The organism is Dinghuibacter silviterrae, from assembly GCF_004366355.1.
GTDB classification, from domain to species: domain Bacteria; phylum Bacteroidota; class Bacteroidia; order Chitinophagales; family Chitinophagaceae; genus Dinghuibacter; species Dinghuibacter silviterrae.
Genome location: NZ_SODV01000001.1, coordinates 1971970 through 1984022, shown reverse-complemented (window position 1 = coordinate 1984022; position 12053 = coordinate 1971970). Strand labels below are relative to the sequence as shown.

Genomic DNA, 12053 nt, shown 5'->3' with positions numbered 1-12053 from the left:
TCGCCGAATTTATGGAAATTTGGTGAGTGGAGCATTCGAACTATCAACTATATAGCGACGAATATCTGTTGGAGATGTATACGCGGACGGGGGATAACCAGTGGCTGGCGGCATTGCTCGAACGATATACGCTGGTGCTGCTGGGTTATTGCATGCGCTCCCTGCACAACATGGAACTGGCCAAGGACGCCGTGCAGCAGGTCCAGCTCAAAGTCATCCGTTATGTGCACCGGCAGAAGATCACATCCTTCCCTGCCTGGCTGTTTGCGATTGCCCGGAATGAATGTGTGCTCCAACACCGGAAGCAACAGCGGCTGCTGCGGGACATCATCGAGGCGGATCCGGAAGCGATCGCCAACCCGGAAGTACCGGAAGGGTACGAAAGAGCCAGGCTGGACAGACACCTCCCGGACGCCCTCGACCGGATCACCGAACCCCAGCGTGATTGCATCCTTTTGTTTTACTTACATCAACTCAGCTACCAGGACATTTCCGATAAGACGGGCTATAGCCTGAAGGAAGTAAAGAGCCATATACAGAATGGAAAACGGAACCTGAAGAAAATCTTGGAACAATATGAGTAACGAGCACACCGACCCACAAAAGTGGCTGGACTACCTGGACGGCAAGCTCCCGGAGGAGGAAGCGCGCCGGCTGGAAGCCGAGATCGCGAAGTCCGAGTTTCTTCGCGAGGCTTTGGAAGGACTTCGCCCGTTCGCAGGAAAAGGGGAGGCCCTCCGGAAAACCACCCGCGAGCTCAACCAGCGGCTTCACCAGCAGCTCGCGCCCGCGAAACGGGCGAGACGCACGCCCCTGGCCGTTCCCCTGCTTTGGGTGGTGGTGGCCCTGTTGGTCATCTTAGCCGTTATTTTGCTAGGCTATTATTTTTACACAAGGAAGGGCTAATATTCCTTTCGCCCCGCCTTATTGACCCACTCCTCAAAAACGGCCTCCGCCCCTTCCATGGGCACGTGTGTAAAAGGAATGCTCCTGTCGGCGCCCTCCAGGGCGATCTCCCCATAAATAACCGCATCATCAAAACCCGCCCGGGCGGCGTCTCCGCGCGTCGCCGCAAAATAGACGGCCATTGGTCTTGCCCAATAGATCGCCCCCAGACACATCGGGCAGGGTTCGCAGGAACTAAAAAGAAGACAGCCCTCCAATTGGAAGGTGCCCAGTTTCCGGCAGGCTTCCCGGATGGCCACGACCTCCGCGTGGGCGGTGGGGTCATTTTCGGAGGTGACCCGGTTATACCCTTCCGCCAAAAGGACACCGTCTTTAACGATGACGCAGCCAAAGGGTCCCCCCTTGGCTGCGGTCATCCCTTCGCGGGAAAGGTCGATGGCCCTTTGCAGATAATACCGGATCTCTGCGGGTTGCATACCTATTGGTATTGGATATAGATCGGCGACGGCTTCAGCGCCAGCACCTGTGCGGGCGTCATCATCCTGGTTTCAGACATTTTAACACCCCTCGGCGTGCGTACGTCGTTCTTATAAAAAAGCTTGAACCCGGTGAACTGCACAGGCGCCTGGGCGACATACGCCTTATAGCTATCGGTCTTCAGGCTGACGGGTCCCCACCCGTCCATGTCCAGGATGAATTGAACCTCGGGATGCAGGCGGATGTTCTGGTAATTGGTGACCATGTTCCTGGTAAACCGGTGTACGATAAAGATTTTGGGCGGAAGGTGGTTGGCCTTCACCAGTTTGGCGAGGTAATCCGAGCAGAAGTTGATGTCCTCGGCGTCCATGGTGCCGATCACGGTACCCGGACGCTTCCCGGTCTTCATGGAAAACTCCGGATCTATCCCCAGGTGTACGTTGGGCATGGACAGGTATTTCTCCAGGAGGGGGATTTCCGCCTGTACGTTGGAGAAACCGACCTGTACGTCCAGGAAAACAATGGCGTGTATCCGGGCCGCCAGGTGGAGGGCCGAATCGATTTGTTTGAAAGGCATCCGGGCGCGGTACTTACCGTCTTTCCCCGGGGCGCCCTGGGCCGTTACACAGATGTAGTGCAGGGCCGGCAACACGGGGGTGGCGGGATCGGCATCGGCCCACTGCTTGCAGGTTTCCTTGAGCTTAGCCAGCATGATGTCGGGCGGGTATTCCCCGAGGACACCCATGTTCTTGGAATAGAAGTTCCCGTAGTAGGCCACGATGCGCTTGAAGGGCAGGATCGCGCCCGCCAGGGGGTAATCCCTGTGTATCAGGAACTTGCTGGAGGAGTCGTTGTGGGCGAGAAATAGCAGTTTCCGGTTGTACGCCGCCGTGTCGATGGGGGTCAGGTCCACCTGGGGCGGGGCAGGGACGTCAACGACATCTGCTTTTTTGGCAACTGTGTCGGTTCCGGTCTTGGTCTTGTCATCCCCTTTGTGGCCACAGGCGGCCATAAACAATGGGGTACACACAAAAAAAGCCATAACCCTGGCATAGCGGGTAGATGTTTGGAGGAGTGTCTTTTGCATGGAAAATCGGTCGAGTGCTATTTGGGGCCAAAAATACGGATTTGTTTAAGTAGGTACCCTTTTTGTGGCCCTATTCCTAAAACATAGTCTATGACCTACCTGCAATATTTTCATGACCGGGTCGACCGCGTTCCGTGGCCCCTTCTCTTTCTCCTAAGGATCGCCCTGGGGTGCATGCTGATCATCAAAGGCGTCGGGTTTATCGGCCATATCCAGCAGTTGGAGGGCATCATTGCCGCCAGCCGTTTCCAGGCGGGGTCCGAATTTCTGACCCATTACATCCCTTATGCCCACCTGTTGGGGGGCTTTTTTATCGTGATCGGCCTTTTTACCCGTTTTTTTTCGATTATCCAGATCCCTGTCCTGGTAGGCGCCGTGTTTTTTGTCAACACCCCGCACGCCGCCTTTAACGTGCAAGGGGGAGAATGGGGCTTCTCCATCATCGTCCTCGTTTTGTTGATTTTTTTCAGCATCGAGGGGTCGGGCAGCATGTCTATCCAGCACTACGTAAAAAGGCACGCTGTTTAGCGTGCCTCGTTGCGAAAAACCACCACTCCGTCAAAGACGTCCACCAAAACCGGGTGGGACTTGTCGATCTCACCGGACAAGATCTTCCGGCTGAGCTGGTTGATGATTTGTTTTTGGATCAGCCTTTTCAAAGGACGGGCGCCGAACTGTATGTCGTAGCCGTTCTCCGCTAAGTAGGCCAACGCGTACTCGGTGAAATCGAGTCTGACGCCGCTGGCTTCCAGCAGTTTTTTGAGGCTGTTCAATTGTATTTCGACGATCCCCCTGATCTCCTTTTTCATAAGGGGTTCGAACAAAATGATTTCATCGATCCGGTTTAAAAATTCCGGGCGTATGGTCTGCCGCAGCAGCGCAGTCACTTCTTCCTTCGTCCGTTCCACCACGTCTTCCCGGTTGCTCTCCGTCACGTCTTCGAAACGTTCCTGGATGATCTGGCTGCCCAGGTTCGACGTCATGATGATGATCGTATTCTTGAAATTGACCACCCGGCCTTTATTGTCCGTCAACCGGCCGTCGTCCAACACCTGCAACAGGACGTTGAACACATCCGGGTGGGCTTTTTCGATTTCGTCCAGGAGGACCACCGAATACGGCTTGCGCCTTACGGCCTCGGTCAGCTGTCCGCCTTCGTCATACCCCACATAACCGGGAGGAGCACCAACCAGCCGGCTCACCGAGTGTTTCTCCTGGTATTCGCTCATGTCGATGCGGGTCATCATCCCTTCGTCGTCGAAAAGATAGTCGGCCAGTGCCTTGGCCAGCTCCGTTTTCCCCACACCCGTGGTCCCTAAGAAAATAAAGGACCCGATCGGCCGTTTGGGATCGCTCAGACCGGCCCGGCTGCGCCGGATGGCGTCGGCCACCGCTTCGATGGCTTCGTCCTGGCCCACGACGCGTTTGTGCAATTCTTCTTCCAGGTGCAGGAGCTTTTCCCGTTCGCCCTGGAGCATCTTGGACAAGGGGATACCCGTGGCCTTGGCGACGCTTTCGGCGATGTCCTCGGCATCGACTTCTTCCTTGAGGAGCCGCTTTTCGCCAGACTCGCTCAGTTGTCTGGAATATTCCTTGATCAGCTTTTCCTGCTCCTGTATCTTGCCGTAGCGGATCTCGGCCACCTTGCCAAGGTCTCCGTTCCGTTCGGCCCTTTCGGCCTCCTGTTTCAGGTTTTCAATCTGCGTCTTGGCCGACTGTACCTTTTCCACCAATTCTTTTTCCTGCGACCATTTGGCCTTCAGGGTGTCCCGGTCGACGGACAGGTTGGCGATTTCCGTGGACAGTTCTTTCAGCTTCGCTTCGTCCTTCTCCCTCCGGATGGCCTCCCGCTCGATTTCGAGCTGGCGAAGCCTCCGTTCGAGCTCGTCCAGTTCTTCGGGCATGGAGTTCATCTCCAGGCGCAGCTTTGCCGCGCTTTCGTCGATCAGGTCGATCGCCTTGTCGGGTAAAAAGCGGTCGGTGATGTACCGGGCCGATAATTCCACCGCGGCGATGATCGCCTCGTCCTTGATCCTGACGTGGTGGTGGGTTTCATAACGGTCCTTGATCCCCCGGAGGATGGAAATGGCGTCCTCTTGCGAAGGCTCGTCGACCATGACCTTTTGGAAACGGCGTTCCAGGGCCTTATCCTTTTCAAAAAACTTCTGGTATTCGTTCAAGGTCGTGGCGCCCACCGCCCGGAGCTCGCCCCTGGCCAATGCGGGCTTTAGGATATTGGCGGCATCCATCGCGCCTTCTCCCCCACCCGCGCCCACGAGCGTGTGGATCTCGTCGATAAAGAGGATCACCTCTCCTTCGCTTTCACCCACCTCTTTGACCACGCCTTTGAGCCGTTCCTCGAATTCACCCTTGTATTTGGCGCCCGCGATGAGCAGCCCCATATCCAGGGCAAAAATAGTTTTTGTCTTCAGGTTTTCCGGCACGTCCCCATTGACGATCCGGTGCGCAATGCCTTCGGCGATGGCCGTCTTACCCACCCCGGGTTCCCCGACGAGGATCGGATTGTTCTTTGTCCGGCGGCTCAGGATGTGCAAGGTCCGGCGGATTTCTTCATCCCGGCCGATGACCGGGTCGAGTTTACCCGCCCGGGCCAGCTCGTTCAGGTCCTTGGCGTATTTATGAAGCGCGTTAAAGGCCGTGTCCTGGGTCTGGCTCTGCACCGTGGACCCCTTCCGCAAATCTTTTATCGCCGCGATCAGGTCTTTCTTGTTCAGGCCCGCGTCCCTCAGGACGTTGGCGGTCGCATCCTTGCCTTCCAACAGGGCCAGGAGCAGGTGTTCCGGTGTCACAAATTCGTCCCCGAACTCCTTCAGGTAGCCGCTGGTCTTCAGCAATGCCCCGTTCAGGTCCCGGCCCAGTTGCTGGGCGGGTTCGGTACCGCTCACTTTCGGCAACTTCCCGATGGCCTCTTCTACCTTCGTCCCCACATAGTTCACGTTCACGTTGTTCTTCTTCAGAAGGTATTCGATGGGTGAGTCATCTTCCTCCAGGAGGGACTCCAGCAGGTGCTCGGTCTCGATGGCCGGGTTTTGGTGATTGAACGCAATCTGCTGTGCGTTGGCCACAGCCTGTTGCGCTTTTATCGTATAATTATTTAGGTTCATATATCTTGTTTTCTCCCGGTTCTTTGGAGCAAAAGATAATCCAATTCATTTCCGGGTGCAATTCTGACACTTGGCATCTGTTTTAACTGACTGTTTTTCAGATACATCGGGTTCTTTCTGCTATTTTTTCAGGGCCGCCTTACCTTTGTCACTGTCATGGATACCGCCCGTCATACGCGTCTGATCAAATCCTTCGCCTCCGCCCTGGGGTTCGATTACTGCGGCATCGCCAGGGCCGTCCGTCTCGACGACGACGCCTTTAGGCTGGAGCGTTGGCTCACCGCGGGTATGCACGGGAAGATGGGATACATGGAAAATTATTTCGACCTGCGGATCGATCCTACCCGGCTGGTCCCGGGCGCCAAGTCCGTGATTACTTTGCTGCTCAATTATTTTCCTTCTGAGTCCCAGGCGCCCGGCGCGCCCGGGATCGCTAAATATGCGTTTGGGCGCGATTATCACGAAGTCATCCGGGAAAAGCTGCGCGTCTTTCAGCATCGTATCCGCGAGGAAATCGGTGAGGTTGCCGGCCGCGGATTCGTCGACTCCGCGCCCGTGCTCGAACGATCCTGGGCGGTCCGCAGCGGCCTGGGGTGGATCGGCAAGAACGGAAACCTGCTACACCCCGGCGCAGGATCGTTTTTTTTTATCGCCACCCTTATTGTCGATCTTCCTTTGGACTACGACGACCCGTTCGCCAAAGACTTTTGCGGCACGTGTACGCGTTGCATCGACGCCTGTCCCACCGAGGCCATCCTCCCCGATAAGGTCGTTGACGGCAGCCGTTGCATTTCTTATTTTACGATAGAGCTAAAGGACCTCCTGATCCCCGGCGACATGGAGGGGCGATTCCAGGACTGGATGTTCGGCTGCGACACCTGCCAGGACGTATGCCCCTGGAACCGCTTCAGCAAACCCACCCTGGAAGAAGGTTTCCGGGCATTGCCGGAAGTGCTCAACTTTACCACCGCCGACTGGGAAGTCCTTACCGAAGAAGCCTTCCGGGAGATCTTCCGGGAGTCCCCCCTAAAAAGGTCGAAGTTCAAAGGAATACAGCGTAACCTGGCGTTTATTTCGCTCCCCAGCGCCAATCCACCGACAGAAAACCCGCCCACTCGCTGAGGTGCCTGTGCAGGGTGAAACCCCAGCCAGGGGTGTCGAAATTCCCCATTACTTTTTCATCGTATGTGCGGTACCGGTAGCCCGCGCTCAGCCAAAGCCTGCTCTTGACGGGTCTCCAGGCGAGCCCGCCGCGAAGGTAAATGCCGGCCCGGTATTGGGTCTCGGTGAAGCCCTTGCCCGGCTTTTGGGTGACCGCGTTTGCGCCCACTTGTTGGAAAACTTCCAGGGTGTTTTGCAGATTGTTTTGCAGATTGTTTTGCGGCCTGTTTTGCAGCCTGTTTTGCAGCCGCCAGCGCGTCTCCGCCAGGACCGGTACCGACGTGATCCCGGCGTTGTCCAGGCCCGTGGCCACGCCCCAGGACCAGCGGCCGTGGCGGAGGCCGCCGGAGGCGATTCCGAGGAAGCCGGGGGCGGGAGTGGCCCAACCCACATCGGCGACGCCGTAGGCTTTTAAGGGTTGCGCCGCGTGGGCCGCCGATGGCGCGTTCGCGGGCGCCGCGCCGCTCACGGTTTGCGCCCCTGCGGGCACTGCCCCGGCCAGCAGGGCCAGGCACAGGAGCACTTGTATATTTTTCATGGCTTGTTTGACTTTGATGGAATCGCGATCCCCAGCCGGAGACCCGCATAATTGAGGTGGTCCTTTACCGGTGTCGCCTTTTGGATACCGGAAAATCCATATTGTATAAACGGCCCCGCCTCCAACGCGAACCGGCCCGATCGCCACAAGTCTATCATGCCGCCCATCTCCCCGTACAAAGAGAGATGCCGGTACAGCGTTTTATTCTTTTCATAGCCCACGGCATTGGGTGCATACATCAGCGCATCCCCCGAAAAAAGAAAGGCAGGGGACAACCCCAGGTAAAAGGTCGGTGTCCATCGTGCCGAAGGCGTAACCGTCCAGGCAAGGTCCAGGGGTAGACGAAGCAACCGGTAGCGGTTGATATAGTCAAAGGCCCCCGACCCGCTCCCCGAGGGTAGCGATTGACTCGTGCCCGAGCTATTGTAAGCGTCTAAAGCCGAATAACTGCCAGCACTGTTTTTTGCCACCGGACCCATCCTCGTTTCCAGGTGATCATACGCCAAACCCATATCCAGGCGCAGGTGTGCGGACAACCGCCGCGAGGCACTCATCCCGATCGACCACCCTGCACCCGTCTTTCGCGTGGCCAGGGTGTCGTAATATCCGGTAGCCAGGTTGCCGGAGCCAGAGCTGGATAAACTGCCCGGGGACGAGATAAACGGGGCATACAATGTCTTTGCGGGGGTATGGAATTGCAGGAACGGCCCCTGGCCGGAGAACCCGAGGTTTCCATTGAGGCGGAAGGTCCAGGGGGAAGTTTTTTTCTCCGCATTTCTTTTTAATTGGGCTGGCGTCAAATGCGCCGCGGAAAAATCGAACCGGTGCAGGTCGGCTGTAGCGCCGACGGACGTAAGGGGTCCGCGGGGGTGCGCGGCGGGGGAGGATGCGGTGGCCGCGGTGTCTACGCGGGTTGCCGCGGCGACTGCCGGGGTCGTGTTGCCGGTCGCGGATGCTGCGGCGTTGGCCGAAGCCTCGGTGCCGGTCGCGGACGGCGTGTTCGCTACACCGGCGCTGCCCGCGCGGTCGCTTTGCGGCGTGCCGTCCACAGATCGACCGCCTTCAGCGCGAGCGCCCGACGTCACGGGCGCATCGACTGACCCAACATTTGCGGGCGAAGGGCGATTCCCGCCGGAGCCTTGCGCTGCGGGCGACGGGCGGGTCTGGCCTGTGCCCGGCGCCGCGCCCGGCTGTGAAACGGCGCCACCGGCGACGCCCACCCGGTTCGTCACAACGGCCGCACCGCTCCCCACGGGCTTCCTGCCCTCAAGGGCATACCAACCACCCCAAAGCATCCCGCCCAGCGACAATAAGCCGACCGGCACCCATAGGATGAACCCGCGGCGTCTCCGCCGGCGGATCGCATCCAGGACCGCTTGTCGGATCACCGGGGAGGGTGGCAGCTCCAAGCCCTGAAGCCCTTCCCGTACCTGTTGTTCAAACTCCTTATCGGGCATATTGTTCTGGTTTGTTGTATTTCGGCGGTGGTCTAAGCGGACAATTTAGACCGCCGCCTAAATACGGCTAATGATTTCCGGTCGCCTTCGGCGACCTATAGTGGTCGGAAGCCTGCGTGATCCAGGTAATCAGCAACGCCCTGGCCCGGGCGTACTGGGACCTGGAAGTCCCCTCGTGTATTCCCAACATTCTTCCGATTTCTACGTGTGTAAAGCCTTCGACGGCGTGCAGGTTAAGGATGGTCTGGTACCCCGTGGGCAGTTGACGGATCAGGTCCGCCAGTTCCTTGGCGCCCAGCCTTACCTCCGGGTGGTCGTCGACCACCGGGTGCATCGCGTCGTCCTCGAAAGCCAGCTCCTGCTGATAGTGCCGGTTTTTTTTGAGGTAATTCAGGGCTGTATTGACCATGATCCTCCGGATCCAGGCGCCCAGCTCCCCTTCGAACCGGAACCGGTGCAGGTGACGGAAAACATTGATAAAGCCTTCCTGCAACACGTCCTCCGCATCGGCCTGGGACTTGGTGTACCGGTAGCACAACCCCAGCATCTGTCCCGCGTAAAGGTCATAGAGCTCCCCCTGGGCAGTTGTACTACCCTGCAAGCACTCTTTAACAAGCTTACGCGAATCGGTCATATCCTGGTTACATCCTCCTGACAACGAAAAAACGACGAACGTTGCACCCCTGCAAGCCCTACTTTTGCAGCTATGCCGTCCACACTATCCGAACGGGACCTAAAGGTGATCTGGCACCCCTATACCCGTCAAAAAGACATGCCCCCTGCCCTCCCCCTGGTCCGGGGAGAAGGCGCCCTCCTGTTTGACGAAAACGGCAAGGCCTATATAGACGCCACCAGCAGCTGGTGGGTCAACATCCACGGTCACGCACATCCCTATATTGCCGAAAGCATCTATCGCCAGGCGCTCCAACTGGAGCACGTCATTTTTGCCGGGTATACGCACGAGCCGGCCGTTCGCTTGGCCGAACGTCTGCTGCCGCTGCTCCCGGGCTCCCCGGGCAGGATCTTTTACTCCGACAACGGCTCCACCGCCGTAGAAGTCTCCCTGAAAATGGCCATCCAATACTGGTGGAACAGGGGCGTCCGCCGCCGCCGCCTGCTGGCCTTCCGGCACAGCTACCACGGAGACACCTTTGGCGCCATGAGTGTCAGCGAGCGCGGCGTCTTTACCGTTGCCTTCCAGGATTACCTTTTCGAGGTCGCGTTTATAGACACGCCCACCGCCGTCAACCTGGACGCGCTCCAAGACCAGATCCGCGCCCATGGCCCGGAGACCGCAGCCTTTATTTACGAGCCCCTCCTGCAAGGCGCCGGTGGGATGCGTATGTACGAGGCCGCCCACCTGGACGTGCTGCTGGAAACCTGCCGGTCGGAAGGCATCCTTTGCATCGCCGACGAAGTGATGACCGGCTTTGGCCGCACAGGCAAACTATTCGCCAGCGAATATACGGAGCACAAACCCGACATCGTCTGTCTGAGCAAGGGGATTACCGGGGGCACCATGGCCCTGGGCGTCACCGCTTGTTCCGACGCCGTCTACCAGGCCTTTGTCGACGACGACAAACTCAAAACACTTTTTCACGGCCATTCCTTTACCGCCAACCCCATCACCTGCGCCGCCGCCCTCGCAAGCCTCGACCTCCTGGAAGACCCCGCCTGCGCCGACCGCCGCCAGCGGATCCACCGCCAGCACCTGGCTTTTGCCGAACGGCTTCGGGCTATTCCGCTGGCGACCAACGTCCGCGTGCTGGGCACCGTTCTGGCCTTTGACGTAGCCACCGGGGCCGGGTATCTCGACAATGTCGGGCCCTTGATCGCCAGGTATTCCATCGAGCGTGGCATCATGCTGCGGCCCCAGGGCAGCAACGTGTATGTGCTGCCGCCGTATTGTATTACGGAGGAGCAGTTGGAGGCGATTTATGGGTGTATAGAGGGGGCGTTGGGGGAGCTTAAGACGCGATGATTTCGAGTAGCCCTAAGTCTGGGGAGTGGAAGAATGCGAGAATGTCCTCTTTCTTTTGGATGAGTAGATTGGCCGTATATATTCTCTTGTGATTGCCGATCCTGAACAACAGAACCTTTGGCGGGAAGCCTTTTACATGAACCAGATCTGCGAAGTCGTCATCGTTAGTTACTATAAGCAGGTTGTGGTCTTTGGCATAGTTCCAAATTTCGGCATCCGTTGGCGGAATCTTCAGACCAATCGAATTAACATGGAGACAATCGTCAAAATGTTGCTTCAGGACAGATATTAAGCGCCAGGACAAGTTTGCATCCAGCAAAAGAGTCATCCTACTAGTGTTTTTACCATGGCCTCTCTGTTCGCTGCAAATATCAGCGCTGCTACGATGTCATCGTGCTTAATCTCGGGAAAATCTTCTTCGATTTCCTCGTAGGTCATACCGGAGGCTAACCAGGATAAAATATCACCCACAGTGATCCTGGTACCCTTGATATGGGGCTTCCCGAAACGGATTTCAGGATTTATGGTTATATGTTGGGATACCTGAGGCATAGACACTTGGTGTCTCAAAAGAGACATTTTATGTCATTAAAGGTAATAAATATTGGTATATTAGGAATGAATGAAAACACTCCGCCTCATCGCCGCCTGCCTCCTGCTCCTTGGGCTTCCGCCGGTGCTGGTGATGTGGCAACACGTCATCGTCTGGGGTCTGAACCCTTTTGTCAACGCACTGCTGGCCCTGGTCTTTTTGCTATTGGCCATTCCACCGGCGACCTGGCTTTTCAAAACACTGAAGTCGCCCGCCATCGGAAAATATGTGATCCGGCCGGACACCTGGTTTGCATTGGGCGCAGTGGTTCTTTTGGTGTTGAGCTTCGACCCTGGCAGGGTATCGCGGTACAACGCCCTGGACATACACCTGCATGATACCTATTTCATGTTGTCGCAGGGATCTGTCGACCTTGCCCTGGCGGCCTGGTTTGCTTTGATGGCCTTTCTCTATTTTATTTTTCCAAGGATCACCAAACGGCCGTTACAAAACGGTCTGGGATATATCCATTTTTGGATCACGGTGCTGGTAGGTGATTTTATCCTGTTCCCCGCGCGGTACATGCTGCAGGAGCCTTTGTCCAGCCGGTACATGGACTACGCGCAATGGAATTCATTTCGCCGGTTCGATCTTATTGACATAACGGCGTTGATCATACTCCTGTTATGTCTGCTGGCGCAGCTACTGCTGCCGGTCAATATGATCCTTGCTTTTGTCCGATCGCGCAAACGCGAAAAAGAACCCACTTCATGAAAAAATTGATTGCCG

At 57.1% G+C, this 12053-nt stretch carries 14 protein-coding genes; 6 read left to right on the top strand and 8 right to left on the bottom strand.

Annotated features, from left to right (window positions below):
- Nucleotides 1–26: 26 nt before the first annotated feature.
- Together EDB95_RS08910 and EDB95_RS08905 are read left to right on the top strand one after the other, a co-directional pair.
- On the top strand, nt 27–584 hold the full coding sequence (locus EDB95_RS08910; RefSeq protein WP_133992755.1) for an RNA polymerase sigma factor: 558 nt from the start codon (nt 27–29) through the stop codon (nt 582–584).
- Nucleotides 577–906, top strand: coding sequence for a hypothetical protein (locus EDB95_RS08905; RefSeq protein WP_133992752.1), 330 nt, complete (start codon nt 577–579; stop codon nt 904–906). The genes EDB95_RS08910 and EDB95_RS08905 overlap by 8 nt, the downstream gene beginning before the upstream one ends.
- On the opposite strand, the gene EDB95_RS08900 is transcribed toward EDB95_RS08905, so the two are convergent.
- Both EDB95_RS08900 and EDB95_RS08895 read right to left on the bottom strand, forming a co-directional pair.
- On the bottom strand, nt 903–1382 hold the full coding sequence (locus EDB95_RS08900; protein ID WP_133992750.1) for a nucleoside deaminase: 480 nt from the start codon (nt 1380–1382) through the stop codon (nt 903–905). The two genes, EDB95_RS08905 and EDB95_RS08900, sit on opposite strands and share 4 nt — an antisense overlap.
- 2 nt (nt 1383–1384) lie before the next feature.
- On the bottom strand, nt 1385–2470 hold the full coding sequence (locus EDB95_RS08895) for a hypothetical protein (protein ID WP_211352063.1): 1086 nt from the start codon (nt 2468–2470) through the stop codon (nt 1385–1387).
- 90 nt (nt 2471–2560) lie between these two features.
- Between EDB95_RS08895 and EDB95_RS08890 the strand changes: the two genes are divergently transcribed.
- A complete protein-coding gene (locus EDB95_RS08890; RefSeq protein WP_133992748.1) occupies nt 2561–2998 on the top strand; it encodes a DoxX family protein in 438 nt (145 codons plus the stop codon).
- On the opposite strand, the gene clpB is transcribed toward EDB95_RS08890, so the two are convergent.
- Nucleotides 2995–5595 carry an ATP-dependent chaperone ClpB gene (gene clpB / locus EDB95_RS08885; RefSeq protein WP_133992746.1) on the bottom strand — a complete coding sequence of 867 codons (2601 nt, stop codon included), beginning with the start codon at nt 5593–5595 and terminating at the stop codon, nt 2995–2997. The two genes, EDB95_RS08890 and clpB, sit on opposite strands and share 4 nt — an antisense overlap.
- Before the next feature lie 156 nt (nt 5596–5751).
- On the opposite strand from clpB, the gene queG reads away from it, so the two are divergent.
- On the top strand, nt 5752–6717 hold the full coding sequence (gene queG / locus EDB95_RS08880) for a tRNA epoxyqueuosine(34) reductase QueG (RefSeq protein ID WP_133992744.1): 966 nt from the start codon (nt 5752–5754) through the stop codon (nt 6715–6717).
- Here the strand turns inward: queG and EDB95_RS08875 are convergent.
- From EDB95_RS08875 to EDB95_RS08865, 3 genes are all read right to left on the bottom strand, one after another.
- Nucleotides 6665–7294 carry a hypothetical protein gene (locus EDB95_RS08875; protein WP_133992741.1) on the bottom strand — a complete coding sequence of 210 codons (630 nt, stop codon included), beginning with the start codon at nt 7292–7294 and terminating at the stop codon, nt 6665–6667. The two genes, queG and EDB95_RS08875, sit on opposite strands and share 53 nt — an antisense overlap.
- On the bottom strand, nt 7291–8751 hold the full coding sequence (locus EDB95_RS08870) for a hypothetical protein (RefSeq protein WP_133992739.1): 1461 nt from the start codon (nt 8749–8751) through the stop codon (nt 7291–7293). Before EDB95_RS08870 ends, EDB95_RS08875 begins: the two co-directional genes overlap by 4 nt.
- Nucleotides 8752–8818: 67 nt before the next feature.
- Complete coding sequence (locus tag EDB95_RS08865) at nt 8819–9352, bottom strand: RNA polymerase sigma factor (RefSeq protein WP_246073570.1); 534 nt, start codon at nt 9350–9352, stop codon at nt 8819–8821.
- A 105-nt stretch (nt 9353–9457) separates the two neighbouring features.
- Here EDB95_RS08865 and bioA point away from each other — a divergent pair, with 105 nt between their 5' ends.
- Entirely contained in the window at nt 9458–10732 is a 1275-nt protein-coding gene (gene bioA, locus EDB95_RS08860) for an adenosylmethionine--8-amino-7-oxononanoate transaminase (protein WP_133992735.1), read from the top strand.
- Here bioA and EDB95_RS08855 read toward each other — a convergent pair.
- The gene (locus tag EDB95_RS08855; protein ID WP_133992733.1) at nt 10719–11060 is read right to left on the bottom strand and encodes a DUF5615 family PIN-like protein; all 342 of its coding nucleotides are present in this window, start codon (nt 11058–11060) and stop codon (nt 10719–10721) included. The two genes, bioA and EDB95_RS08855, sit on opposite strands and share 14 nt — an antisense overlap.
- Nucleotides 11057–11284, bottom strand: coding sequence for a DUF433 domain-containing protein (locus tag EDB95_RS08850; RefSeq protein ID WP_133992731.1), 228 nt, complete (start codon nt 11282–11284; stop codon nt 11057–11059). Before EDB95_RS08850 ends, EDB95_RS08855 begins: the two co-directional genes overlap by 4 nt.
- 70 nt (nt 11285–11354) lie before the next feature.
- Here EDB95_RS08850 and EDB95_RS08845 point away from each other — a divergent pair, with 70 nt between their 5' ends.
- Complete coding sequence (locus EDB95_RS08845) at nt 11355–12038, top strand: cbb3-type cytochrome c oxidase subunit I (protein WP_133992729.1); 684 nt, start codon at nt 11355–11357, stop codon at nt 12036–12038.
- Nucleotides 12039–12053 lie beyond the last annotated feature (15 nt).